The following is a 24,975-nucleotide window of genomic DNA, read 5'->3' on the forward strand; positions in this document are numbered from 1 at the left end:
AATCGGTCCAGCAGATCCCAGGGGGACACCCGTGAGCGTGCGCAGCGAGCGAATTACGGACGCAGCGCCCTCGAACCCGATCCTCGGCGAGGCCCCGGCGACGAACCGCGGTGAGGTACTGCCGTGAGTCGCAACAACAACGATCTGCCGATGCTGCCCCCGTGGCTGTCGGAGAGCGACGTCACGCAAACGGGGTACGAAGCGCCGGTCGAGAACCTCCCGCACGAGGAGTACATCCCGGAGGACAGCGGGCCGCGACGGTTGTTCTCCCGCAAATCCGACGACCGGGCGGAGTCCGACAAGAAGGAGTCCGACCGGAAGTGGCGGAAATCCCGCCGCAAGGACAAGGCCGACGCCGAGCCGGCCGCCGGTGAGCACTCGCCCTCGTGGGGGCCGCCCGGAACCACCGGGCCGCACGGTGATGCGCAGCCGGGACCGGAGTCCTTGCGCAGCAACGGTTCTCCGAGCGCCGAGCCGGTGCCGTGGCAGCAGACGCCCGAGAGCTACCCTCCGAACGGCGCCCAGGGCTTGATCCCGGCCGACTTCCGTGCGCAGCAACAGAATCAGTTCGCGCAGCCGCCGGCACAGCCGCAGCCACCGATGCAGCAGCCCCCGACACAACCGCCGGGGCCGTGGAATTCGTCGCCATCGACGCCGCCCGCGCCGACGCGGGAGACGCCGCACCTTCCCACAGAGCCGCCGACGGCGGATTCCTCGTCCGCCTTCGCAGCGCCGACCCGCCACGACTTCGGCCGCCCGCCCGGGATCGCACAGCCGAATCCCACACCGGTGCCCCCGGAACCGACCACGCCACCCCCGAATCAGTCGCCGGGCCACCTCCCCTCCGAACCGCTGTCCGGCGAGTTTCCTTCCGCACCACCGCAGACTCCCGCCCGCCCGCCGATTCCGCCTGCACCACACCATCTGCCGAGCACTCCCCTTCCGGCCGCCGACGGCGTGGACGCGGAGATGACCGTACGGGTGTCGCGGCGGCCAGACCTGCCGCCACCGCCCCAGCAGCCGGCCCCGGCCCCGACTCCGCCGCCGCTGCCCGAGTGGCCGAGTCCGGCTCCCCCCACCCGTTCCGGACCGCCGCCGCGACTGGGCGTGCCGGAAGGGTACGAGGACACGTCGTCACGCCCGGACAACACTGGTGCACAGCACTTTCCGCCCGCATCGAACGACACCGCGGCCGTGGCGACCGCAGCCGCACCGGACTTGCCGCAGCAGTCCGCGGATGCCCGCCCCGCGCCGACCGAAATTCCCGCCGGGATTGCTTCCCCTCTGCCTGCCGACGTTCCGCCGGGCGGCCGGCTCGGATCGAATCCGGACGCGAGTGCACACGCCGAGACCGCGGGCGCCGGGACTTCCGGCCGCACGGAGGAGGCGCCCGCCTGGCTCGGCCGGACAATGGAGCAGTCGCCCATGCCGGCCGATTCCGCGCCCGGGCGCGACGACGCCGCCGAGGCTTCGGTCGCGCAGGGGCCGACACCGGATTCGGGTGCGCCCGGCGAGACCGCCCTCTCGAATATCCCCGGTACGGAACGCCCCGTCGCAACGGACGATACGGGTCATGGTGGCGCGGGCACGTGGGATGCCTTCGCAGCCGGCAACGCCGCCGTTCCGCAGGGTGGCGCGGCCGGCGGCGATTCGGCGTCCGGTACACGGGATCTCCACCCGCCGACCGTGGGAACCCATGCGCCGGAAAGCGATTCGGGCGCGTCGTCGGTGGTCGGCGGTGTCGGATTCTACGGCCCCGGCAACGCGAGCACCGGTGGCGCCGAATCGGCCGGTCAGCAGTGGAGCGGACGGCATCGGCTCGCCTCCGAACCGGTGGCCGCCCAGCACCATTCCGCACCCCACGGCCCCGACACGGGCGCGATCGCGTGGAACGGGATGGATGCCGCGCCACCCCAGTCCGAAGCGCAGCCGCAGGCGCCCGACGGCACGGGCCCGCAGTACGGGGCCGCACCCCAGGCATCGCCGTACCAGCAGCCGCCCGTCCCGGACTTCGGAACGCACACAGCGCATTCCGGCCCGATGCCGCAGGTGCCGAATTCCGAATCGACGATGGTCGCCGGCCCCCAGAGCGTGTCGCAGCCTCGGATCCCACAGCCGTCCCCGGACGCTCAATGGCACAGCGCGCCGCAGGTCCCGGGACCGGCGACCGGCCCCGAACAGCAGTGGGCCGCACGGCAGGCGGATCAGTATTCCCAGCCGCAGCAGTACGCGCAGCCGAATCCGTATACGCCGGGACCGCAGGCGAATTCGCCCCAGCAGTATCAGCAGGCCCCCAACCCGCAGGCCCACCAGCAGCAGGCGCAGTATCAGCAGGGCCGGCCGCCGCAGCAATACCCACCGAACGGCGTGACGCCGTCGCTGGAGGATGTGCCGATGCGCCGGGCGAAGAAGGCCCCCGGCTCGGGCTGGCGGCGCGCGGTGCACCACATGTCGGGCGGTGCCATCAATCCGGGTATGTCCGCGGAGGAGCGGCGCTTGCAGGAACTGGTGGCGCGCATTCGGCAGCCGGTGCGCGGTGACTACCGGATCGCCACGCTGTCCCTGAAGGGCGGCGTCGGCAAGACGACCACCACCATGGGCATCGGCTCGATCTTCGCCTCCATCCGTGGCGACCGCGTGATCGCCGTCGACGCCAACCCGGACTTCGGCACACTGTCGCAGCGGGTGCCGCTGCAGACCCGGTCGACGGTGCGGGATCTGTTGCTGGATCAGCAGATTCGCAGTTACGGCGACGTGCGCCGGCACACCTCGCAGGCCACCAGCCGGTTGGAAGTGCTGGCCAGCGAGCGTGATCCGGCGGCGTCGGAATCGTTCAGCGAGGACGAGTACCGCCAGGTGCTGCGCGTCCTGCAGCGGTTCTACAACATCATCCTCACCGACTGCGGAACCGGACTCATGCATTCGGCGATGGCGGGTGTGCTGGATCTGGCGCATTCGCTGGTGCTGATCTCGTCGTCGGCGATCGACGGCGCCCGCAGCGCGGCGGCGACGCTGGACTGGCTCTCGCTGCACGGACACGATCACCTGGTGCGCAATGCCGTCGTGGTGATCAATCTGCCGCGCGAGGGGTCACCGAACGTGGCGATTCAGCATCTGCGCGAATACTTCCTGGCCCGGTGCCGTGCCGTGCACGTCATCCCCTACGACCCGCATCTGGCCGAGGGCGCCGAGATCGATCTGGCTCGGCTGCACAAGAACACCAAGCGTGCGCTGGTGGAACTGGCCGCCACGGTGGCCGACGATTTCGCCACCGACCATCGGCGGTTCGGCGGTTACTGAGCACTGCGGTTACCGAGCACTGCGGTTACCGAGCGCTGCGGTTACCGAGCGCCGGGGTCCTGCCAGCTGAGCGGGGTCGCCCGGACCTCGGCGATGCTGCGGCCGCGGCGGCGCCGGAACAGGCCGCGCAGGGTGCCGGCATTGAGATAGCCGACCCGCGCGGCCACCGTCTCCACGGTGGCGTTGGTGGTGCGCAACAGCCGGGTGGCGCGCTCGAGCCGGATCTCGTTCACGAAATCCCGTGGTGACATCCCGATTTCGGCCTGCGTCGCACGCTGCAGGCTGCGCACGGTGACCCCGAGCTCGCGGGCGGCGTCGGTGATCAGGAACTGCTCGGCGATATGTCCGCGCACCCAGCGTTCGAACGCCGCCACCAGCGAATTCCCACGCGCGATCACTTGCGGGACGATGTAGTCGCGTTGTTCGCCTCCGCGGCCTGCCAACAGCATCCGGGCCGCGCGTTCGGCTTGGGCGGGACTGCGACCGGCCACCGTGGCCAAGGCGAGGTCGAGGTGCGCCAACGCCGCCGCGGCCGTCGCGATATGACCGGAGCGGCACAGGACGCGACCCTCGTCCAGGTCGACGTTCGGATAGCGACGGCGGAAGGCCGGACCGAGCCACCAGCTCGTCGTCGCGGGCAGCCCGTCGAGCACCCCGGCCTCGGCCAGGAAAAAGGTTCCGGTGCACGCGGCGGCCAGCGGTGTCCCCGCGAGGTGCGCCTGCGAAATGCGTTCCAGTACCGGCCGGTTGGCGGGTGCGGCGATGAGGTCGACCACCGCGTCCGCGTCCATCGCCAGCACCGCGGGCACGACGATCGGGCCGATGTCGCCGGGTACCTCGGCCAGCGGCGTGGTGGGAATCAGATGGCCGTGCCCCGAGCGGACACTGCTGCCCAGCGCGACGGTGTGCACCCGCCACGGCTCCGGCTCCAGCTCCGGATCGTCGACGAGCGCGTTCGCCGTGTTGAAAACCTCCAGGACGGCGGCGAGACCGAGGTCTCCGACGCCGTCCACGACGAAAACCGCGACATCCATGTCGCAAACAGTACTGAATGCGTCGGATACGACACTGATATCGCGCGTATCCACCGCTTAGGGTTGCCGGTATGACGATGAGGGCGAACAGAGGTGCACGATGCGCATCGTGAGCAGTGCGTGTCACCTCTTCGAATACGAGGTCACCGCGGCGGGGCCGTGCGCGGTCGCGCTGGATCCGGCGGCCGTGCGCGCCCGGAAGTTGTTCGTGGACTGCCTCGTCCTGCAGATCGCGGTCGAGCCGGGCGACGCCGCGGCACTTCCGGCCGCGGTCGAGGTCGTGAAAACCATTGCGGTACACCAGGACGCCGGTTACATCGTGGTCGAAAGCGTGGCGCCGTGGGCACGCAAGGATCGACACGCCGTCGGTGGCGCGCACAACGACGTACTCACCGGCCTGGCGGATGCGCTGGACATCGTGTCCGAACTCGCCGAGCGCCTGGAGGAGCGCGGCGAACTGGTCCACCTGATGCCGTTCGGCTGGAACACGATTCGCTTCACCGAACTGGCCGGTGGGTCACGATCACGGCGCGTGACCCGGCTGAATCCGGCACCGCTGCCGGCCGATCGGACGCGGCACAGCCGCGCGCCGCGGATGGCGGGTTCGTGCCGATCGATGAGCTACTAGGCCGACTCACCAGGTCGGCAGGCGACGCCGGCCGGCGAGGACGTCACGCACCAGATCGTCGTAGCCGTCGGCCAATTCGGCCAGGTGATGCCAGGCGCCGTGCAGGACATCGTCATCGGCGTCGAGGGTCATCAGCGCGTGATGCGCGCGGACCGACGCTTCGGCCAGCCGATCGATGACGGCGCCGATCGTTTCGGTGTGCAAGGTGGCGCCCGAACCCTGCTGCGGCACGGCGCGGACGATCCAATCGTCGATCGCCATCACCAATTCCATTCGGCGTCTGCCGATTTCGATCATCAGGGGGGAATCCGGATCGGGGGTGGAACCGCCGCGGCCGAGCTGGCGTTCGAACAGCACCGCCAAGTCGCGCGCGAACCACAGGATCGGGCCGCCGATCACGCGGTGCCCCCGGCACGCACGCAACAACAGATCCGAACTCGGCAGAACTTCGGTCGTCAGGAAGTCGACGGCCGTCGGTGTGTGTGGTGTGTCGGGCAATGCCACGACCACCATCGGGGACGTCTCCAAACCAGCCACGTTGCCTCGCCGTCGTCGCCGTACAACCAATGGTCAGGACGTTCATTACAATAAACCTCTGAATGTGTGTGTCAAGGGTCACACTGCCCCGTCAACCAGCAGAGTAGACTTTTCTTCCTTGAAGGTACAACCGAGGAGCGAGATGGCCGCCGGTCCGAGGTACCAGCGAATCGCCGACGTCCTGCGGGAGGCGATCCGCGACGGCACGTACAAACCTGGTGATCGCCTGCCCAGCCACAACGAGCTGGCCGACCAGATGCACGTGTCGATCACGACCGCGCGCAACGCGATTCAGGTGCTCGTCGCCGAAAACCTACTCTTCACAGCGACTTCCCGGGGCACGATCGTGCGTAGCCAAGAGGTCCTGGAATCCGTGGTGACCAGCCACATCCGGCGCGACCGCCCCAAGTCGGCCCACGACATCTTCTCCGAGACCGCCCGTGCCGCCGGGCGCGAACCGGCCAAACAGTTCAGCGCCCGGATGGAACCGGCCGGTACGGATGTCGCGCACTGGCTCGGCGTGCCGAAGGACTCCTGGGTCGTCGCTCGCACCGTGGTGCAGTACCTCGACAACGAACCGTGGTCGTGGGAGGTCAGCTACTACCCGCGTGACCTCGCCGAACTCACCGGAATCGATTCCCCGCACGACATTCCGGAGGGCACGACGCGACGGCTGGCCGCGCGCGGATATCCCGAAACCGCCCATCGGGATACGGTCGTGGCCCGCCCGGCGAGTGCCGACGAAGCCGCCGTCCTGGGTGTCGGAGCCGGCACCATGTTGCTCGACCATCTGCGCATCGGCGCCAGCAATATCCGCATCATGCGGGTCACCCGCCAGCGGTCGCTGGCCGCGCGCAACCGGCTGGCCTACGAACTCGGTGACGACGAGGGTACCGCCCTCATCCGCAAGACCCTGGGGGCGCCGCATCCTCCGGGCAATTCCCATTCCTTCGGTCACTCGCTGGTACCCGGTTCACCATGACGATCCGCATCCGCCAGGCCCGCTCGGCCGACCTCGGCAGCATCTGCCGACTACGGCTCCAACGCACGGCCTGGCTTGCGGCACGCGGTTCGGACCAGTGGACCCGGCAAGGCCGGGGGCTGCCGATCGAACGGTTCGCCCATGCGGTCGGCCGGTCGGTCTCGGCCGGGGAGACCTGGGTGGCGGAGGTCGACGGCGAATTCGCGGGAACCGTCACCGTGAACGATCGCGCCGACCCCGGACTGTGGTCGGGACGGGAGATCGCCGACGCGGTGATCGTGCACTACATGATCGTCGATCTGCGCTTCGCCGGATACGGTGTCGGCCGGGCGCTGCTGGCCCACGCCGCCGCGCTGGCGCTTGTCCGCCACCGCAATTGGGTGCGGCTCGATGCCTGGACCAGGAATACCGACCTGCACCGGTACTACCGCGCGGCGGGATTCCGGCTGGCCCGCATCGCCAACCCCGCGGTCAGCGGACCGTCGGCGGCGCTGTTCGAACGCCGCGCCGACAGCTGGGGGTTACCGGAACCGATCGTGCGGCGACACCTGCACGCGGACCGGGGCGATCCGGTGCCCTGACCTCAGACCGGCGGCAGGTAACTCACCTGCACCATTTCGTTCTCCCGGGCACGGGATACGAGCGTGCCCCGGCCCGGTGCCAACTTGGCCGACCGCACGTCGCCGAGCAATTTGCCCTCGTCCTTGGGCGCCGACATCAGCAGCGCGTCGACCGACAGGTCCTTCATCATGCCCAGCACCTTGTCGTACAGCGCCCGGGAGGCACCGCCGGAGCGCCGCGCCACGATCAGGTGCATCCCGATATCGCGGGCCTGCGGGATGAATTCCAGCAGCGGTTCGAGCGGATTGCCCGCGCCGGTGGCGACCATGTCGTAGTCGTCGACCACGATGTAGATCTCCGGCCCGGTCCACCAGCTGCGGTCACGCAACTGCTGCGGGGTGATGTCCGAACCCGGAATCCGTTGCCGCAGATAGGCGGCGACCTCCTTGATCATGTCGAACGAGGTCTGGCCCGAGGTGGAATAGCCGGCGAGCTGCTGGCCCTCCAGGACGCCCAGCATGGTGCGCCGATAGTCGATCAGGATGATGCGCGCCTGCTCGGCCGTCGAATTCTCGGTGATGCCGAGCACGATGTTGCGCAGCAGCGTGGTCTTGCCGGATTCCACGTCGGCGAAGGCCATCAGGTGCGGCTGTGCGTCGAAATCCAGTACCAGCGGCGCCAATTCGTTCTCGCCGAGACCGACCACCACGCGGGTGGCGCTGCATTCGATGCCGTGCTTCGCGGCCTCGGCGAGCACCTGTTCGCGCGGTACCCGCAGCGGCAGCATGCGGACCGCGGGCGCGCGCCGATCGCCGTAGAGCTCGGCGAACTGGCTGCGCGCCAGCGCGATACCGTCGGAGAGCGTCGCCGGATCGGAACTCGAGTCCAGGCGCGGCAGGGCGACCAGCATGTGCAACTTCTCCGGCGTCAGACCGCGGCCCGGGCGGCCCACTGGCACCAGAACCGCTGTGCGCCGGTCCATTTCGGAGTCGCTGGGGTCGCCGAGGCGTAGTTCCAGCCGGGTGCCGACGAGATCCTTGACCGCCGGGCGGATCTCACCCCAGCGAGTGGCGCCGATCATCAGGTGGATGCCGTAGGACAGACCCTGTGCGGCCAGTGCGTTGAAGGCCGGTTCCAGCACGTCGAATTCGGCGCGGATGGTCGCCCAGCCGTCGACCACCAGGAAGACGTCGCCGAACAGATCCTGCGCCAACGGATCCGCCGCTCGTTCTGCCGGACTCCGCTGCGCCAGTTCGGCCTTGCGACGGCGGAATTCATGGATCGACTCGATACCCAGCTCACGGAACCGCTCCTCGCGCTGGTGCAGCAGGGTCACCATCTCGGCGACCGTGCGGCGCACCCGGTCGACATCCATGCGCCCGGCCACCGAGCCGACGTGCGGGATGTCCGACAGACCCGCGAGCGTGCCACCGCCGAAATCCAGGCAGTAGAACTGCACCTGCTCCGGCGTGTGGGTGGCCGCGGCCGCCATGATGATCGAACGCAGTGTGGTCGACTTACCCGACTGCGGACCGCCGACCACGGCCAGATTGCCCTGTCCCGCCGACAGATCCACGATCAGCACATCGCGACGCTGCTCGTAGGGTTTGTCGATCACACCGATCGGCCACCACAACCGGCCGTGCCGGTTCACCGGCGAGCGCCAGTCCGGATCGGGCAGCAGCATGTCCACCGACGGTGATTCGTCCAGCGGCGGCAGCCACACCTCGTGTGCCGGGCGACCGTGACCGCGCAACCGGTCCACCACCACGTTGAGCAGCGTCTTCGGCACCGTTTCGGCTGGTGTGCCGGGTAGGTCCCGCTCCGCCTCCGGCGATCCGGGCGGCGGCGGAAGTTCGGGCCGGCCCAGCGGCCCGCGCGCCGCGGCGGCGGCCACCGGTGTGCGCATCGGCACCGGCGCCGCGGTGAAGACCACCGGCTCCTGCCCGCCGCCGCGCTGCCCGCCGCCGGTGCGGCCCGGCGCATTGCCCGCGGGTGATTCGTAGGCGCCGGAGACGTAACAGGCGTTGAACCGCAGCGGATCGTCGGCATCGCTTTTGAGGTAGCCCGAGCCCGGCACGCTCGGCAGGTGGTAGGCGTCGGTGATGCCGAGCACCGCGCGCGATTCGTTGGCGGAGAAGGTGCGCAGGCCGATCCGGTAGGACAGGTGCGAGTCGAGGCCGCGCAGCTTGTTCTCCTCGAGCCGCTGCGAGGCCAGCAGCAGATGCACACGCAGGGAGCGGCCCAGGCGGCCGATCATGACGAACAGGTCCGCGAAATCCGGTTTCTGCGAGAGCAATTCGGAGAACTCGTCGACGATGATGAACAGCGCGGGCAGCGGGTCGAGGTCGGCGCCGGCCGCGCGGGCGCGCTCGTATTCGGTGACGTTGGCGAAGTTGCCGGCCGAGCGGAGCAGTTCCTGGCGGCGGGTCATCTCACCCGACAGCGCGTCCTTCATGCGGTCGACGAGGGCGATCTCCTCCTCCAGGTTGGTGATCACCGCGGCGACGTGCGCGAGCGATTCGAGTCCGAGGAAGGTGGCGCCACCCTTGAAGTCGACCAGCACCATGTTCAGCTGATCCGGCGAATGGGTCGTCACCATGGACAGCACCAGCGTGCGCAGGAATTCGGACTTACCCGAACCTGTTGCGCCGATGCACAATCCGTGCGGACCCATCCCGTTCTCGGCCGACTCCTTGATGTCGATCTCGACCGGGGTGCCGTCGGGCGTGATACCGATCGGCACCCGCAGTCGCTCGCGATCGTTGCGCGGGCGCCACACCGTGGCCGGATCGATCTGCGCGGCATCGGGAATCTTCAACAGCTCCATCAGGCCGGGCACTGCTCGCGATTCGTCACCGAGGCTCACGATCTGGGCCGCGGTGGCGATCCGGTAGCGAGCCAGCGCCCGAGCCAGGGTCTGCGCTTCGGCGATCGTCACCGGGTCCGAGGTGGCGAACTGTTCCACGCCCGCGGCGGATCTCGCGGCGACGGTACCGTCGGCGACCACCAGTTGCAGTCCGCGGCGCACCGCGAGCCCGGCCTGCGGCGCGGTGAGGTCGAGCACGGTCACCGAGTCCAGGCCGGCGTCGCTGACGATCCGCTCGGTACCGCTGACGTAGCCGTCGTCGATGATCACCAGCAGGTGGATGCGCCCGGCGGTGGGCTGGGCGTTGCGCATGAACCGGCCGCGCTCGAGCAGTTCGGCCGCCATGGAGGTCTCCAGTTCGGCCAGCGAGCGATACATCATCCGGGCCGCGCCCATACCGTCGCGGTCGACCGGATGTTGCAGGTGCGGAAGCCATTTCGCCCAAGACCACGCCTCGGCGTCCGGGTCGGCGCAGATGATCGCGACCGCGGCGTGGTCGGGGCCGTGGAAGGTCACGTATTCCATCAGCATGGCGCGCACCAGCATGCGCGTCTCGTCCGGGCGGCCCTCGATGTTGATCGCCGGGAACGCGCGCAGCGACAGGGCGGTGGGCAGGCCGTGCACCACCGAGTGGGTGCGCACGAAGCGGCGCAGCGCCACCGTCGACACCGGTTCGAGGTCCTCGAGCGGACCGGTTTCCGGCCGTGCCAGTTTGGTGGCCAGCCGGTGACTGCCGACACCGACGCGCACATGCCCGAAATCCGGGTCGTTGGGGCGGCGTTCCCACATCCGGCGGGTGCCGGCCACCGCGCACAGATCGGCCGGTTCCGGATGACTCCAGATCAGCGATTGCAGTTGTGCGCGACCGGTTTTGCGCACATCGCGGCGGACCTGGTCGAGGTAGCGGAAGTAGTCCTTGCGTTCCTCGTTCAGTTCGGCGGCGCGCTTGGGCCCACCGGAGCCGCGCATGCCCGCCATCATGCCGACCATCGACATCAGCATCATCATCGGGAACATCAGCATGAAGGGGTTGGCGAGCAGGTTGCGCCCCATCATCACCATCATCGCGAGCATGCCGACCACCGCGACCACCATGACCACGGGCATGAGCCGCATCAGCAGGGCGGGCGGCACCGGCCGCGGAATCTCCGGCGGCGCGGTCAGCGCCACCTCGCCGCCCGGTGCCCGCGGCGGGGCGATCCGCGGTCGGCGCACGAATCCGTCGGTGGACATGCCTACTCTCCTCGAGGCGAGTCGGTCCCGGCGGGAGCCGGGGTGGCGGAAAGGTATCCGGCGGCCGGATCGTCGGCGACCGGTTCGGGTCGCCGGCGCCGATACGGCAGGGCGGCAGCCCATCCGACGGCCAGCAGGGCCAGCAGCGCGCCGGAGCCGATGATCGCGACCCGGCGCGGCAGCGGATCGGGGCCGGGATCCGGGCGGGGCGGCGCGATCGCCCGTGGCACCTGCGCGGCCTGCCCGGTTGGCGGCGGCAGTTGCGCGGTGAGTGCCGCCAGCGGATCGACGAGGCCGAATCCGACCCGATCGTCGCGGCCCGCACCCGGGTTGTGCGCGGTGCGCTCGATCCGGTCGATCACCTGTGCCGCGCTGAGATCCGGAAATCTGCTGCGTACCAAGGCCGCCAGGCCCGAGACGAAGGCGGCCGAGAAGCTGGTGCCGTCGATGGTCAGCGGTCCCTCGTCGCCGTGTTCGGTGTCGACCAGGCCGGTTCCGCCCGGCTTGCTGTCGAGGGAGATGATCGACCGGCCGGGCGCCGCGACACCCACCCAGGGGCCGTGGATCGAGAACGGCGAGGTCGCTCCGTCCGGATCGGTCGAGGCGACCGAGAGCACGTACGGGGAGAACCAGGCCGGGCTGATGACGGTGCGCACTCCGTTCCAGCCGCTGGTGTCGTTCTGGGCCGAGCAGGCGGCCTGATCGAGGTTGCCCGCCGCGGCGACCACGACGACATTGCGGTCGGCGGCATATTTCACCGCCGCGCCCAGTGCGCCGTCGGCGGTTTCGGAACCCGCTGGGGTGCAGGATACTTCGGAGATGTTGATCACGGTGGCGCCCATGTCGACCGCGCGCACCACGGCGGCCGCCATCGTCAGCACATCGCCGTATCCGCCGGCGGCGACCTTGCCGGTCTCGTCGTTGGTGCGGTTCTTCGCCTCGTACTGCAGGCTCAGCTGCCGGATGGCCAGGATCTGCGCCTCCGGGGCGACCCCGGAGAAGGCGTCGGCGGGGCTCGGGCGCGCGGCGATCAGGCCGGCGACCAGGGTGCCGTGGCCGTCGCAGTCCTCGGTGCCGTCGCCGGCGGTGACGAAGTCACCACCGGGCTGCAGGTCCGGCAGGCGCGGATGGCGGTTCACCCCGGTATCGATGACGGCGACCTTCTGCCCGGCGCCGCGACTGAACTTCCAGGCCCGGTCCAGATCGAGAATTCGCTGGGGCAGTGGCGGATCCCGCGGAATCGCCCCGGTCAGATACGGTTCGGCGCATACCGCGCGCTTCTCGGTCTGGTCCGGCGGACCGTTCTTCGCGTTGACGGCCAGCGCCTGCCCGAGGGCGTCCTCGTCGATCGCCGGCGGGGCGACCGCGCTCGCGGGACCACCGCCGAACAGCGACGCGCCGAGTACCGCCGCGGCGGCGGCAGCGCGCAGCCCGCGAGTGGCCCCACCGGCGAAAGCCGCTGCCCGACAGTCTCTTCCGTAGCGCAGCACAGTCATCGGCCCGTTCAGATGTTCCGGGCGGCCGAATAGACGTCCATCAGCCACAGCGACAGCGGCACGATGGCAATGATCAGCAGGTATTCGAAGATCTCGATCGCCCGCCGCAGCACCGGCGACACGTCCGCGCGAGGTCCGAGCACACCGAAGGCGACCACCGCCGCGGCGACGATCAGCAACAGTCCCGCGCCTGCCGCACGCCACTCCTGGTGCGCCACAGCGACTCCGGCGGCGACCGCGAGCGCCACCGCGGTGCCGCCCGCGATCATCGTCGACGCCTGGGTGAGGTCCGCGTACGCCCGGCCACGCAGGCACAGCACCACCGCGGTGATCGCCGCCAGCATCAACCCCTGCCAGCGCGACCCGCCCAGCGGGTCGGCACCCAGGACGGCACCGAAACCCGCTGCGAGCGTGGCGCCCACGAGGACACCGGACTGGTACTGATTGGCCGCGTGGGCGCGGCGCTCCAGCCCCGCCGCCGAGGGCAGCGCGGTCGCACCGATGACACCGATATCGGCGATGGTCGGGCGTGGTTCGTGATCGGTGGGGTCGATGGCCCCGCCGGCGGTCGGCACCGGGGGAACCGGCAGGCGCGCCGCGGCCACGGCCGCCCGGGGAGCCATCGTGATCAGCACCAGTCCGGCGATCAGTACGCCGACGGCGATCTTCGCGATGTCGAAGTCCCACACCATCCGTACGGCCGCGGCCACCGCGAGCACCGCCGCGCTGGTGACCACCGCGGCCACCACGAGCGATCCGGCGCGGGTCATCGAATACAGTGCCAGCGCCACCACCAGTGCCGCCACTGCCGAGAACAGGACGTGCGGTGCCCCCACCCATCCCGGTGTGAGAAGCCCCGCGCTCGCGCTCAGCAGCGCAATCGCGAACAGCGACAACACGATCGCGGTCGTGCGCTCGGCCGGATAGCGGCGCGCGACGATCACCGCGGCGCCGGCGGCGAGTACACCCGCGCCGAGCGCGATGAATCCGTTCCAGATGCCGGTGCCCTTACCGGACACGAGGACCGCCACCGCGACGAGTACCGCGATCAGCCCGGCGCCCAACCCCATTCGCCGCGCCGCCGTCGGTGACCAGGCGTTTCCCGATTCGGCGGTGAGCCGCGAGACCGCGTCGATCACATCGTCGAAGAGTGCGGGCGCCTCCTTGGCGGTCACCGAGCGCAACACCAGCAATTCACCGTCGAAAACCTCTGCGTCGGTGAGGGATTGGTGCGGCGGGATGGGGTCGCGGCCGATCCGCGCCAGCGTCCAGTGCTGTGCGCGCACGGGCGCGCCCTCGTCGTGTTCGGTCAGGTCGGGATTGCGGGAATCGATCAGCTCGACCAGGTCGGTGATGTACGCCGCGACCGGCACGGTCGCGGGCAGGCCCACATCGAGTTGAGTATTTCCGCCGATCACCGACACTCGGCACAATTCCGGGTCAACGGCCCCCACGCCGCTGCTCGACGACTCGGTCACGGATTACAGAACTCCCTACGATTTTCGTCGCTGTATTGCGACGTTCCAAACTTAACCGAGATCGGCTGTCACGGCAGCCGGTATGCTGAGCGAGAATTAGCACATTCACGCGTTTAGGGGACTGTCCGTATGACCGGCAACCGCCAAGCACAACGCGCCTTCGATGCCGGCGTATTGTCATTGGGCATCGCTATCGACGGCCAGGAATCCACGCCCGATCTCGAATATGCGAAGCTCGCATTCCAGCGCGCCACCGAATGGGATCCGGGCATGTGCGACGCCTGGCTGGGCCGGGCCGCGGCCGGGGAGATCACCCCCGAGGTGGTGTTCAACCTCTACAAGACCAGCGGCTCCACTCTCTACCGCGAGCAGCGCCGGCTCGGCCTGGCGCCGCGGCAGCTGGCGGGCCGGTTCGTGGTGGGCCAATACATCGACTATCCCTTGGCCGGATACACCGAGATCTGGCTGGCGCAGGCGACCCAGCTGATCTCCGCCGGCGATTACGACGAGGCCGAGCAGGTGCTCGACGAGCTGGCCCGGCACCGCGCGGGCCTGCTGTCGCAGCCCGATCAGGACCTCGACGACCGGATCTGCCAATACGTCCGCGGCCTGCTGCACTACACGACGCAGCGCTGGCCGGATGTGATGACCGTGCTGGCCGGTTCGGCGGACTGGCAGGACTCCTACCTGGCCGCGGGCGCGCACGTGATGGTCGGCACGGCCTGCGCGCAGCTCGGCCTGTTCGGCGAGGCGATCCGCCGGATGGAGGCCGCCGAGAGCGGCCCGATTCCGGCCGCCGCCACCACCGCCCGGTTCTGCCGCGGGCTGTGCCTGCGCGAGATGGGCCGTGAGGACGAGGCCCAGGCCCTGTTCGAGAAGGTGTTCTCGGAGGCGCCCGACTTCGCCGCGAACACCCAGGCCATGCGCGACCGCAAGTACCGCCTCACGGTGACCTCGAAAGAACTGATCGACGCGCGCACCGACCGCTGGGATCCGGCCTCGGCGCCCACGGCCGAGCAGGTCGAGACCGAGGAGCGCGGTGATCGGGCCAAGCGCCTGCTCGAGGTCGCCCGCGCCGAGCTGGACGAGCAGATCGGCCTGGCCGCGGTGAAAACTCAGGTGGCGAAACTCCAGGCCACCGCGCAATTGGCGAAAATCCGCGCCGAGAAAGGTATGTCCAGCCAGCCACGCGGACAACACCTTGCGTTCACCGGCCCGCCAGGAACCGGTAAGACGACGATTGCCCGGGTGGTGGCGAAAATTTACTGTGGGTTGGGTTTGCTGAAAACCGATCGACTGGTAGAGGTAAAGCGTTCGGATTTCGTCGGTGAACATTTGGGAAGCACCGCGATAAAAACAAATAAATTGATCGATTCCGCGATGGACGGGGTGCTGTTCGTCGACGAGGCGTACACGCTGATTCAAACCGGTCTTTCCGGCGGTGACGCCTTCGGCCGCGAGGCCGTGGACACCCTGCTGGCCCGGATGGAGAACGACCGCGATCGGCTGATCGTCATCATCGCCGGCTACGACGGGGAGATCGACCGGTTCCTGGCCTCCAACGACGGTCTGGCGTCTCGCTTCGCCAAGCGCGTGAAGTTCGAGTCCTACACGCCCGAGGAACTCGGCCGGATCGGTCAGTTCATTGCGAGCAAACGGGATTCGGAGGTCTCCGAGGACGCGCTGGAACTGCTCCAGGCCGCGTGCCGGGAGCTCTACGAGCGCCAGGTGACCGACCAGAGCGGCGAGCAGCGGCGTGCGGTGGACCTCGCCGGTAACGGCCGGTTCATCCGCAATGTGATCGAAGCCGCCGAGGAGGAACGCGAATTCCGTTTGGCCACGGACGAATCCATCGATCTGTCGGCGGTGGACGAGACGGTGCTCATGCGGATCGAGGGCGCCGACATGGCCAAGGCGCTGGAAGGCGTGCTCGGCGGATTGCGCTGAGCCGCATCACATTCGGCGAACCGGTCGCCCCGCCGGGCGGCCGGTGGCGATCAGTTGTTCTTCCCGGGTGGTGGGATCGGCCGGGCGCACGCTGTCGCGCGCGGCCCCCCGTCCGGGCACTGCGGCAGACTGTCGTGACTGGTCAGCGCGTCCTGCCGGGTCAGTGCCGGGCCCGCCGACAACGCCTCCACGATGGGCTTCGGCGCCGGCTTCGGAGTCTTCGGCAATCCGAGGACCTTGGCCGTGTCGGCGTCCGGAATACCGTATCGAATCCCGTTGTCGGCTATGTAGAACAGCGGGCCGTTGCTCACCGCGCCCGGCTCCGCGCCGACCGACCGCACGAACTCCCCCGTGCCCGGACGCAGATAGACACCGTCGATCCGATCGCCGGGGCCGTCCGCGGTCGCCGGGACGACCGGCTCCGCATCCGCGGGCAGGGGCAGCGCACGACCCGCGAGCAGGGTCACGGTGGCGCGCGCGTCGTCGGCGGCGCGGCTCCACGACAGACAGGCCACCGGATCGGCGTCGGGCGCGAGCACAGCCGGAACCTGCTGTGGGAAATCGTCGATCGGCAGCCGGTGCAGAACCGGGATACCGACGATGCGATCCGGCGGCACGGTCGAGATCTCGTTCATCCCTTGCGAATTCGCGTCGCGAATAAGCCCCGCGGCGAAGGGCGTGACCGGCTGCACGCCGTCGGCGAGAACCACGTACAACTCGTCGGCGTCCACGCCGTGTACTCGGATCACACCGCCGACCGGCACGTCCGACAGCTTGCCCGGACCGGGCGTGCCGTGCCGGTCGATCTCCGGAACCGTCAGCGGCGGAACGGGTTCGGTCGCATCGAGCAACGCGCCGCCGATCGGGCGTGGACGCTGATCCCGCAATCCGAGAGAGCGGATCAGCACGGAATCGCCGGGATCGATCTCGGCCCGCTTGCCGTCGTAGACGAGGAAGGTCTTACCGCCGTGGGTGGCCAGCAGCGCCTGATCCGCGCGCACCGGCACCGCGTGGGTGCCACCGGCCGGATTGTCCAGAGGCCCGGCGATCACCGTGGTGAGCGGGCCTGCCGCTGCCGCGCCTCCCGTCGAGGACGGCAGCAGGTTGTCGCACATCGTCCAGGTGGACCGCCGGGGATCGCCGGATCCGGGCAGGGCGCCGGGCGCACCGGGAATGCCGAGCAGCGGACCGCGCGGCTGGGTCAGTTTGCTGTCCTTGACCGAGGCCGGCGAGGCGTCGGCGCCGGTGATGAGCCGCGCCGAGGCCAGGTTGAGCACCGGATGCAACGTTCCGTCCACGAGGACGTAGAGCGCACCGGAATCCTTGCCCATCACGATCTTCGAGTCGCCCACGGAGCCCTGCGGGTGCAGGAAGGCCAGGATCGCGGCGCCGGCCACGCCCAGCAGTCCCAGTACGGCGCCGATGACGAGCGAACGGAACTGGGTGCGCATGGGATCGTGCAGCATCCGCACGTCGCGGCGTACGAGCGCGTGCTCGTAGCGCTTGAGCAGGAACCGGTAGCCGTTGACTTGGGCACGGGTGGTCAACTGCGCCGGCACAACCGCCTCCCGATATCCACTGGCTGATTCCGATGACCCGATTCGAGTGCGCGAGCCGAATCGGCCGCGCTTCGACAGACTAGCGAAGCCGAACGAGTTCGGTCCATTATGTGCGCATGAACTCCACCGCGCGCGGAGAAAAAGCCGGACCGCCTCACGACGATTCCTCCGACGCTTCCGAATCACGCTCGAACGCACCGCAATTGCGCTCGACGGAATTCTGGCTCTTCCACCTGCTCCCCCTGCGCCTGGTGCTTCCGGTGCTGGTCACAGCGGCTGTGGGGGCGTTCGTGGCAAGGGTTTTCACGCCACTGTGGTGGGTTCCGGTCGTTGTCGCCGCCGTTGTGGTGATCGTTGCGCCGGCGCCGATTCGCGGTACTTCTCTCGCGCAATCACTGGCACGCGGAATTACCTTTCGTTGGCAATTGTTTCGGAATCGTTCGACCGCCGTTCAACATTCGCCATTCAATGTTCCACTGGCCGAAGGCGGAAGTTACGGAATGCGCTGGGACGGAGACCGGCTCATCACCATGTTGCGGATCGACGCACAGCCGCGAACGGTGACCCGGCTCAGCCCCAGCGGCCTGCTCGGCGACGATATGCTGCCGCTCGCCGAGATCGCCCGCTGTCTCGACCAGTTCGACATCCGGCTGGCCGCCATCGATGTGATCAGCACCGGAGCACGCAGTGCCGGCACCGGTGCGGTGGCACGTGCCTACGAGAGCATCCTCGGGCCACTGCCGGCCGTGGCGCATCGAACGGTCTGGGTCGTCCTGCGGCTGGATCCGCTGGCCAACGCCGCCGCCGTGGATCGGCGCGGCGGCGGGGCGGAAGGCACCTTGCGCTCGGCGGTCGTGGCCACGCGCCGGGTGGCCAATCGGCTCGCCGCACGCGGGCTGTCGGCGGTCGCGCTCTCGGCGACCGAGATGAATCAGGCGGTCGCCCAGCTGACCCTCGGCGCGGCGCCGGAGGACTTCGAGGAAACGACGGACAGTGTGGTGCACAACGGTTTTCACCACACCACCTACCGGATGACCCCCGAGGCGCTGGGCTCCCGTGGCATCGCCGAGGTGTGGTCGACGCCGACGGTGACCTCGACGATCACCGTGCGACTGCAGCGCGTGCCGGGTGCCGGCCCCACCACGGCCGCGACCACCGACGCGTCGATCGCCGTGACAGCGACGGCACGCTTCGCGACCCGCGACGCGCCGTGCCGCGTGCGCACGGCCGGACTGATTCCGCTGCCCGGAAAGCAGCGGCGCGCACTGCTTTTCAGCCTGCCGCTGGGCACCGGAGTGCCGGCGCTGCCGCTGGACAGCTACCTCGGACCACCGGACGCATTGGACCGGGTGCCGATGCCTATCGCCGGCTGCGGACAGCTCATCGGCGCCGACAACTCGGGACAGGGCGTGGCGCTGCCGCTGGTGAGCCGGCACGTGCGCCGGGTCGAGGTCATCGGCTCCCCGCTGGTCGCCAAACAGGTGATCCTGCGCGCGATCGCGCTGGGCGCCAGTGTGGTGGTGCACACCAACCGGCACGACGAATGGCGGCCGATGGTCGGGTATGTCGATATGCCGCAGGCGCTCACGCTCGCGACCTGGTCGGCCGGCTCCCAGCAGGCCAGTTCGTATCGATTCGCGACCATGGTGGTCTTCGACGGCATCGCGCCGAGCGGGCACCACTCCGACGCCACCGTGATGGTGCTGCGCCAGCACGGCCCGGTGGCCGACGGCTTCGAGCCCGACGTCACCCTCATCGAGGACCCCGTCACCCCGAACCTGGTCACCGTGCGCACCGAGAGCGGGGAGACCAGCGTGTACATGGTGGCTACGCCGGAGGAACTGCGGTTCGTGGGGGCGAATTCAGCCGTTCCGGCCTGAACGGTTCAGCCGCGGGTCCGAACAGCGAAGGACCCGCCCGATCTGGGACATCGGGCGGGCCCTCGCGGTGAGAAGTGTGCCGGACTCAGCCGCCGAAGCCGTTGGCGACGACCTTGTCCGCAGCGGTCGCGTTGTTCATCGCGGCCGCGACGGCCTTGGACAGCGCCGACACCTTGCCCATGGCGGTGCTGGGGTCGCTGTCGCCGTTGATGTCACCGAACTGCTGGTCCCACTTCTGCTTCGACTTCTGGAACGCCTCGAGACCGGCGTTGCCCTCCCACGCGTGGGCCAGCTTGGCCGCGCAGTCCTGCAGGTTGCTCGCCTCGGACTGCAGGTCCTTGTGGAAGCCGTTCAGGAGGTCGGAGAGCTCCTGGAGAACTGCTCTTTCGTACAGCATGTCGCTACCTTTCGTACGTTCGGGGTGGAACGGTTGTGCTGGATTCGCCTCAGACGCCGAGGTTGGTCAGACCGCCGGTCTGCGAGATGAGCTGACGGAACTCGTTCTCGTTCTCGCTCTCCAGGCCGGTGTAGGTCTTGTTACCGTGGCCGACTTCCTCGGTCATCTCGTTGAGGATCTGGTTCAGCTTCGCTGCTTCCTCGTCCCAGTCCTGGGCGGCCTTGTTGCACGCGGAGAACGCGTCGCCCTGCCAGCCGCGCTTGGCGGAATCGACCGCCTCGGTCACGCGGGCGATGGTGGCGCGGATGCGATCGACCGAGTTGGCCATATCGGTCTGCGCCTGCGAAGTACTCGCTGCATCGTTACTGATTTGCTGTCCGGCCATCGTCAGGCCCCTCTCTGTGTTTTCCGGTAATACGGGTGGTCGGTAGTACAGGTGGTCACTGGCACGGGATTTCGCGAGCTAGGGCATCCACCTTCCCCCGGGCAAGGTGCCGATCAGCGCCGTAATCGCCTGTGCGACGCGGTGATCGGTTCCCGGCGTGAAGGTGGTCCACATCCGCCGGTCGGATGCGGCGCCCGGGCTGGCCGCGATCCGGCCCCGGGCGGTGTCGTACACCGCCACGGCGCCGGAGGATCGGGTGGTGATGCCGTCGGCGTGGACGTAGGCGACGATCTCGGCGTGGGCGTGACACTGCGACAGCGCCATCCCGAATTCGATCGCCGCGCGTTCGGCCACGTCCACGCCGTACAGCGCTTCGGCGAATTCCGTTGCCGCCGTGGCGTTGTCCAGCCGCTGCGCCAGCTCGTCGGTGGGGGCGCTGAAACTCGCGATATCCGCGGGTTCGGCGGGACCGAGGACGTCCAGAACGGGGCGGGCCAGTGCACCACCGTCCTCGTCCGCCCAGATGGTGCGGACGTCGATCTCGTCGCCGGTGCGGACGGCGACCGCGTGCCCGGCGCCGCGCCGCGCCACCGACACGCGACGCGTCCCGCTCGCGGTGACGATGCGCGCCGCGAGTTCGGACTCGGGCTGGGCCAGGATCGACAGGGCCGCACCGAGTTCCGGCTCGACGTCGTCGTAGCGGTCCACGAGTCCGGCACCGCGCAGGCCGCGCAACGCCTCGGCTCGCGCGGCGGTGAAGGCGTCGATCGAGTCCTGCCGTGGCCCGACCTCCAGCACCAGCGGCAACGTCTGGACGCCGAGCAACTCGGCGACGGCCAGGACGGCGTCGTTGGTCAGGGTCGCCATAACACTCCTTACGCGGGGCTCGCGGTGCCGGGCGGCGCCTCGATGCCACCGAGAACCGCTGGGGCGGCGGCCAATCCGGCATCGATCTCGAATTCGCCGGCGCCGGGTGCGTCCGCCGCCCCGGCCCGGACGGTGCGCTCCTCCTCGGACTGCACGGCGGCGGGGCCGGCCGCGGCGGGGACCGCTTGGCCGGTCGCCGTCCCGGTCTGTGCCGGCGAGGCTTGCAGCGCGGTGAATTCGGTGGACTGGGTCACGCGGGCGACGGTCTGCACACGGGTGCCGGTCAGGGTGTGCGGCATATCGAAGGCGGCCAGGTTCGACATGGCGGGCATACCGGGAATCGCCGGTACAGCGGGTGCCGATTCGGCGGCCACCGCGGCGGCCGCCTGCTCCCCCGCCAGCGCGTCGCCCGTGGCCAGCACCGGCGGCTCGATCTGCTGCCACGGCATCGCGAGCGGTTCGGTGGCGGCCTCGTAGGTGCGCATCACCCGGGCGGCGCCGGCTTTGGCCACGTCCTGATCGGCGCTGATATCGGCGGCGGCGCCGACCAGTGGCGCGCCCATCGCCGCCCCGATGGCCTGCACCGTGTGCATCGCCTGTTCCAGCGCCGCGATCTCCGCGATGTGCGGCATCGCCAGCCGGGCCACCTCGTACGCCGCGGCCTGTTCGGCGGCGTGGGCGGCGTTGCGCCCGGCGGCCGTCGCGGCGTCGAGCAGCCAATCCCGCATCCGCGCAATACGTTCCAGCACTTCGTCACTGTGGTCGGACTGCCAGTGTCCGCGGATGTCGGCGACGATCCGGTCGTAATCCGCCACGGCGGCACCGAAGTTCGCGGCCAGCCGCCCCCAGGCCGACGCGGCCTCGGCCATCGGCACCGACCCCGGACCGGTCGTCAGTTCGCGCGCCAGCCGCTCGGTCGGCCTGGCCTCCCAGACCACCCCGGTGAAGCCGTCACCCGGCGGTTCGACCATGTCGTCGTGCCCCGATCAGGCCGTGGCGCCGAGGTCGGCGGCGTTGTCGCTGTCCATCCGGGACAGCCCGCGCGACTGCGCCCGGAGGGTGGCGGCCAGTTTGCGCAGCTCCTGCACGCCGAGAGTGCCGGACGAGTCGAACGACGCGCCGACCTCGGTCAGGGTCGTCGCCGCGCGCAGCGACACCTCGTCGATACCGGGAGCGGCGACCGACAGCGCCGGGGTATCGGCCCGCAGGCCCGCCTCCAGACGGTCGGCGAGTGCGTCGAGATCGGCGGCGGTGCGCGCCGCGACTACGGGATCGAATTCCATCGCGAACTCCTAGAGGGTGAGAGCCTTGTCCGGCGGCTCGGTGTCCGGGGTGGTGGTGACCGCGTCGGCGGCGCCGACCACGGGAAGTGAGACTCCGGCGATATCGCCCACGACGTCGTTACCGTGTGCGGCGGTGACGAGCTGACCGCGTACCGCATCGCTCGCGCTGCTGGAATCCGAAGCGGCACGAGCCATTCCGGCCGCGCCCGCTCCCGGGGTCATCGGCATCATGCCCGGGCCGCCGGCCGTGCCGGAGGAGGCGATCGCGGATTCGGTGCTCGCGGTGACGGCCGCCTCCGTCATGATCGACGGGGTGCGCGCGGCCTGCAGCGGCGACGACATCTCGGGTGCGCCGACCGCCGGGGCGCCGACGCCACCGGGTGCGCCGGCCCCCGATCCGGCCGCCGCCGGAGCTCCGCCCGCCGCCGGAGCCGGGGCCGCGATCGGTTTCGCGGCGCGGCCGGTGAGGCTCGTCGCCGCCTGCGCGCCGGCCCCGCCGACGGCGGACAACGATTGCACCATCTGCAGTGCCTGCGACACATATTGCGTCGCAGAGCCGGCGGCGCTGCTCGAGCTCGACGCACTGGTCGCCGTCGACAGACCGGAGGGCGTGGCGCTGAGCCGGGACGTGGTACCGGCCACGGACTTCAGCGACGCCTGCGGCACCGCGACCCGCTGGGCCGCGACGTTCGACACCCCGTGCGGCACATTGGTGATCTCGACCTTCTGGCCCGTGTGCGCCATCTTCGCGCTGTGCGCGGCCAGCTCGACCCGGGTCTTGGTGACCACCGCGAGCGCCTCGGCCAGCGTCTGCGCCGACATCGCCAGCACGAACACCTGCCCCGGCGGGGTCACGATGAACGGCGCGGCCGCCGCGAGCGACGTCAGATACTTCGCGGTGATGCCCGTCATCAGCGCATTTCCGGTGAATACGCTGCCGGCCGCGGCGGTCGTGCCCAGCGACATCTGCGCACCCTGCCCCGCCACCGCGGCGCCGTCGGCGGCCGCCTGGGTCGATTTGGCCGCCGCCGACAGGGCGCCCGCGCCCTGCCACAGCGACATCGCCGTCTGCATCGCCGTGGTGCCCAGTTGCACGACGGTCTGCAGCACGGTCGAGATCTGCGACAGCACCTGCGTCGGGTCGCCGCCCGGACCGGCCCCGAGTTTGCCGGTGCCGAAACTGCTGGCCAGATCCGTGATCGGTTTGGTCAGCGCGTGCAGGTCGAGCACCGGCAACGGCGGTAGCTGCGGCAGCGGTGGCGCCGGCGGCAGCTGCGGCAGGCCCGGCAGCCCCATCTCACGCAGTACGTCGTTGACCGGCCGGTCCACGATCGACCCCATCGCGCTCTGGCGCAACAGATCGACGATCGACCGGTCCAGGCCCGGTTCCATCACGCGCGGCCGATTCCGCCGAGCAGGTCGGCGTTGTCCTGGTCGGTTGCCGCGTAGGTGGCGGCACTCTGATGCGCGGTGACGGCGGTACCGGCGTGCACGGTCGCCAGCTCGACCACCGAACTCAGGTGATTCGCCTGTGCCAGCGCATATGTCGCGAGAAAGTCCTGTCCGATCAATCCGAAGACCGGAACGGCCGCGGCGATGGCCACCGCCTGGTTCACTGTGCCCGCGGAGAGTGTTTCGGTGGCCATAGCGGCCGCCGTGTCCCCGTAGCGACGGATCGCCTCCGGTACTGCTACCAACTCGCCCATCTGAAAGCCCCTGCCCGGTAAGCCGATTCGCGCTCACGTAACCGGCGGATCGAACATCTACCGAGCAATTGCAACAGGCGACGACGTAGATTGGCACGCGCGGAGCTTAAGAACGCGTTACGCGTCAGTGAATCTCGCGCGTACCGGCGCCGTTGTCCTCGTTGAACGCGGCGATCAGGTCACCGCGTTGCGCGAACGCACGGGCGGCGGCGCTGCGCGCGGTGGACACTACCACCTGCTCGAATTCCGCTGGGGTGAGCCGATTCACCAACGGTGAGAAAACGAGATCGAGCAATGCGCCGTTACCGTCGACCTCCACCGTCACGGCGCCGTCCGGTGAGGTTTCGCGGGCGCGCACCCCCGCCATCCGGTCCCCCAGATCGCGCATGCGTTCCAGTTGCCGCTCCGTGCGGGCGACCAACTCGTCCATGACCGAAACACCGGATATATCAGGCATATTCGCCATCGGTTCCCCCTCGTTCGCGTCGTCTCGGGCGTCGTGGGTTACCACTCGACCGACCTCAGCCAGCTCTGCGGCTCCGTGTCGTACTCCTGCTCGTCGATCAGTTCCTGCCGTTCGACCTGTTCCGCGGTGGGCAGTCCGGTCAAGGCGAGCAGGTCGCTGCTCAGCCCGGCCTCGGCGAGTTGGCGCCGCCGCGCGAGCCCGGCGCGATCGGCCGCGCGCGAGCACAGCCGGAGCAGTTCGGCGGCCAATTCGGCGGGATCGCGGCGTAATTCGCTCGCCTCGATCGAAATACGCAGCGGCAGTCCCTGCTCGGTGGTTTCTACCGCGATCGCTCCCGATCGCGTGGTCGCGGTGGACATCAGCCTCC

21 protein-coding genes are annotated in these 24,975 nt (G+C 69.6%); 6 read left to right on the plus strand and 15 right to left on the minus strand.

The window, feature by feature from the left end; all coding sequences use genetic code 11:
• The first annotated feature begins 123 nt into the window (after positions 1-123).
• Complete coding sequence (locus tag NA3_RS39180) at positions 124-3,300, plus strand: nucleotide-binding protein (protein ID WP_308189560.1); 3,177 nt, start codon at positions 124-126, stop codon at positions 3,298-3,300.
• Between the two features lie 41 nt (positions 3,301-3,341).
• Here NA3_RS39180 and NA3_RS01470 read toward each other — a convergent pair whose 3' ends face one another.
• Positions 3,342-4,334 (minus strand): GlxA family transcriptional regulator, encoded by a 993-nt coding sequence (locus tag NA3_RS01470; protein ID WP_062961750.1) that lies wholly within the window; start codon positions 4,332-4,334, stop codon positions 3,342-3,344.
• Positions 4,335-4,443: 109 nt separating this feature from the next.
• On the opposite strand from NA3_RS01470, the gene NA3_RS01475 reads away from it, so the two are divergent.
• A complete protein-coding gene (locus NA3_RS01475) occupies positions 4,444-4,962 on the plus strand; it encodes a hypothetical protein (RefSeq protein WP_128145076.1) in 519 nt (172 codons plus the stop codon).
• 6 nt (positions 4,963-4,968) lie between these two features.
• Here the strand turns inward: NA3_RS01475 and NA3_RS01480 are convergent, their stop codons facing one another.
• Positions 4,969-5,490 carry a DUF4254 domain-containing protein gene (locus NA3_RS01480; protein WP_233427266.1) on the minus strand — a complete coding sequence of 174 codons (522 nt, stop codon included), beginning with the start codon at positions 5,488-5,490 and terminating at the stop codon, positions 4,969-4,971.
• Positions 5,491-5,641: 151 nt separating this feature from the next.
• On the opposite strand from NA3_RS01480, the gene NA3_RS01485 reads away from it, so the two are divergent.
• Together NA3_RS01485 and NA3_RS01490 are read left to right on the plus strand one after the other, a co-directional pair.
• Complete coding sequence (locus NA3_RS01485) at positions 5,642-6,481, plus strand: GntR family transcriptional regulator (RefSeq protein ID WP_062961752.1); 840 nt, start codon at positions 5,642-5,644, stop codon at positions 6,479-6,481.
• Positions 6,478-7,062, plus strand: coding sequence for a GNAT family N-acetyltransferase (locus NA3_RS01490; RefSeq protein WP_062961753.1), 585 nt, complete (start codon positions 6,478-6,480; stop codon positions 7,060-7,062). Before NA3_RS01485 ends, NA3_RS01490 begins: the two co-directional genes overlap by 4 nt.
• Positions 7,063-7,064: 2 nt before the next feature.
• Here NA3_RS01490 and eccCa read toward each other — a convergent pair whose 3' ends face one another.
• The 3 genes from eccCa to eccD are packed head-to-tail and all read right to left on the minus strand — an operon-like array spanning position 7,065 to position 14,118.
• The gene (gene eccCa / locus NA3_RS01495; protein WP_062961754.1) at positions 7,065-11,144 is read right to left on the minus strand and encodes a type VII secretion protein EccCa; all 4,080 of its coding nucleotides are present in this window, start codon (positions 11,142-11,144) and stop codon (positions 7,065-7,067) included.
• Positions 11,145-11,146: 2 nt separating this feature from the next.
• Positions 11,147-12,640, minus strand: a complete 1,494-nt coding sequence (mycP, locus tag NA3_RS01500; RefSeq protein WP_084490822.1) for a type VII secretion-associated serine protease mycosin — start codon at positions 12,638-12,640, stop codon at positions 11,147-11,149.
• A gap of 8 nt (positions 12,641-12,648) precedes the next feature.
• A complete protein-coding gene (gene eccD / locus NA3_RS01505) occupies positions 12,649-14,118 on the minus strand; it encodes a type VII secretion integral membrane protein EccD (RefSeq protein ID WP_062961755.1) in 1,470 nt (489 codons plus the stop codon).
• Positions 14,119-14,247: 129 nt separating this feature from the next.
• On the opposite strand from eccD, the gene eccA reads away from it, so the two are divergent.
• Positions 14,248-16,065, plus strand: coding sequence for a type VII secretion AAA-ATPase EccA (gene eccA / locus NA3_RS01510; protein ID WP_062961756.1), 1,818 nt, complete (start codon positions 14,248-14,250; stop codon positions 16,063-16,065).
• Positions 16,066-16,115: 50 nt separating this feature from the next.
• On the opposite strand, the gene eccB is transcribed toward eccA, so the two are convergent.
• Positions 16,116-17,624, minus strand: coding sequence for a type VII secretion protein EccB (gene eccB, locus NA3_RS01515; protein WP_062961757.1), 1,509 nt, complete (start codon positions 17,622-17,624; stop codon positions 16,116-16,118).
• 116 nt (positions 17,625-17,740) lie between these two features.
• On the opposite strand from eccB, the gene eccE reads away from it, so the two are divergent.
• Positions 17,741-19,504 carry a type VII secretion protein EccE gene (eccE, locus tag NA3_RS01520; protein WP_062961758.1) on the plus strand — a complete coding sequence of 588 codons (1,764 nt, stop codon included), beginning with the start codon at positions 17,741-17,743 and terminating at the stop codon, positions 19,502-19,504.
• Between the two features lie 85 nt (positions 19,505-19,589).
• On the opposite strand, the gene NA3_RS01525 is transcribed toward eccE, so the two are convergent.
• The 9 genes from NA3_RS01525 to NA3_RS01565 all read right to left on the minus strand — a co-directional run bounded on the left by NA3_RS01525 (position 19,590) and on the right by NA3_RS01565 (position 24,967).
• On the minus strand, positions 19,590-19,901 hold the full coding sequence (locus NA3_RS01525) for a WXG100 family type VII secretion target (RefSeq protein ID WP_062961759.1): 312 nt from the start codon (positions 19,899-19,901) through the stop codon (positions 19,590-19,592).
• A gap of 49 nt (positions 19,902-19,950) precedes the next feature.
• Positions 19,951-20,286 carry a WXG100 family type VII secretion target gene (locus tag NA3_RS01530; protein WP_030513428.1) on the minus strand — a complete coding sequence of 112 codons (336 nt, stop codon included), beginning with the start codon at positions 20,284-20,286 and terminating at the stop codon, positions 19,951-19,953.
• A gap of 78 nt (positions 20,287-20,364) precedes the next feature.
• Positions 20,365-21,153 (minus strand): ESX secretion-associated protein EspG, encoded by a 789-nt coding sequence (locus NA3_RS01535; protein WP_062961760.1) that lies wholly within the window; start codon positions 21,151-21,153, stop codon positions 20,365-20,367.
• 8 nt (positions 21,154-21,161) lie between these two features.
• The gene (locus tag NA3_RS01540; RefSeq protein ID WP_062961761.1) at positions 21,162-22,124 is read right to left on the minus strand and encodes a PPE domain-containing protein; all 963 of its coding nucleotides are present in this window, start codon (positions 22,122-22,124) and stop codon (positions 21,162-21,164) included.
• 15 nt (positions 22,125-22,139) lie between these two features.
• Positions 22,140-22,436, minus strand: coding sequence for a PE family protein (locus NA3_RS01545; protein ID WP_062961762.1), 297 nt, complete (start codon positions 22,434-22,436; stop codon positions 22,140-22,142).
• A 9-nt stretch (positions 22,437-22,445) separates the two neighbouring features.
• Positions 22,446-23,831 (minus strand): hypothetical protein, encoded by a 1,386-nt coding sequence (locus NA3_RS01550; protein WP_372464250.1) that lies wholly within the window; start codon positions 23,829-23,831, stop codon positions 22,446-22,448.
• Positions 23,828-24,142 carry a type VII secretion target gene (locus NA3_RS01555; protein ID WP_036498234.1) on the minus strand — a complete coding sequence of 105 codons (315 nt, stop codon included), beginning with the start codon at positions 24,140-24,142 and terminating at the stop codon, positions 23,828-23,830. Before NA3_RS01555 ends, NA3_RS01550 begins: the two co-directional genes overlap by 4 nt.
• Before the next feature lie 124 nt (positions 24,143-24,266).
• Entirely contained in the window at positions 24,267-24,572 is a 306-nt protein-coding gene (locus NA3_RS01560; RefSeq protein ID WP_062961764.1) for a YbaB/EbfC family nucleoid-associated protein, read from the minus strand.
• A gap of 74 nt (positions 24,573-24,646) precedes the next feature.
• A complete protein-coding gene (locus tag NA3_RS01565) occupies positions 24,647-24,967 on the minus strand; it encodes a hypothetical protein (RefSeq protein ID WP_062961765.1) in 321 nt (106 codons plus the stop codon).
• Positions 24,968-24,975 lie beyond the last annotated feature (8 nt).

The organism is Nocardia africana NBRC 100379 (assembly GCF_001612635.1).
Taxonomy (GTDB): domain Bacteria; phylum Actinomycetota; class Actinomycetes; order Mycobacteriales; family Mycobacteriaceae; genus Nocardia; species Nocardia africana.

Bases quoted from the DNA above. Each gene is read 5' to 3' on its own strand.
- eccE (WP_062961758.1), top strand. From the start codon at position 17,741: ATGAACTCCACCGCGCGCGGAGAAAAAGCCGGACCGCCTCACGACGAT.
- NA3_RS01535 (WP_062961760.1), bottom strand. From the start codon at position 21,153: ATGGCGACCCTGACCAACGACGCCGTCCTGGCCGTCGCCGAGTTGCTC.
- NA3_RS01540 (WP_062961761.1), bottom strand. From the start codon at position 22,124: ATGGTCGAACCGCCGGGTGACGGCTTCACCGGGGTGGTCTGGGAGGCC.
- eccA (WP_062961756.1), top strand. From the start codon at position 14,248: ATGACCGGCAACCGCCAAGCACAACGCGCCTTCGATGCCGGCGTATTG.
- NA3_RS01565 (WP_062961765.1), bottom strand. From the start codon at position 24,967: ATGTCCACCGCGACCACGCGATCGGGAGCGATCGCGGTAGAAACCACC.
- mycP (WP_084490822.1), bottom strand. From the start codon at position 12,640: ATGACTGTGCTGCGCTACGGAAGAGACTGTCGGGCAGCGGCTTTCGCC.
- NA3_RS01485 (WP_062961752.1), top strand. From the start codon at position 5,642: ATGGCCGCCGGTCCGAGGTACCAGCGAATCGCCGACGTCCTGCGGGAG.
- NA3_RS01555 (WP_036498234.1), bottom strand. From the start codon at position 24,142: ATGGGCGAGTTGGTAGCAGTACCGGAGGCGATCCGTCGCTACGGGGAC.
- NA3_RS01530 (WP_030513428.1), bottom strand. From the start codon at position 20,286: ATGGCCGGACAGCAAATCAGTAACGATGCAGCGAGTACTTCGCAGGCG.
- NA3_RS01470 (WP_062961750.1), bottom strand. From the start codon at position 4,334: ATGGATGTCGCGGTTTTCGTCGTGGACGGCGTCGGAGACCTCGGTCTC.
- NA3_RS01525 (WP_062961759.1), bottom strand. From the start codon at position 19,901: ATGCTGTACGAAAGAGCAGTTCTCCAGGAGCTCTCCGACCTCCTGAAC.
- eccCa (WP_062961754.1), bottom strand. From the start codon at position 11,144: ATGTCCACCGACGGATTCGTGCGCCGACCGCGGATCGCCCCGCCGCGG.
- NA3_RS01560 (WP_062961764.1), bottom strand. From the start codon at position 24,572: ATGGACGAGTTGGTCGCCCGCACGGAGCGGCAACTGGAACGCATGCGC.
- NA3_RS01545 (WP_062961762.1), bottom strand. From the start codon at position 22,436: ATGGAATTCGATCCCGTAGTCGCGGCGCGCACCGCCGCCGATCTCGAC.
- NA3_RS01490 (WP_062961753.1), top strand. From the start codon at position 6,478: ATGACGATCCGCATCCGCCAGGCCCGCTCGGCCGACCTCGGCAGCATC.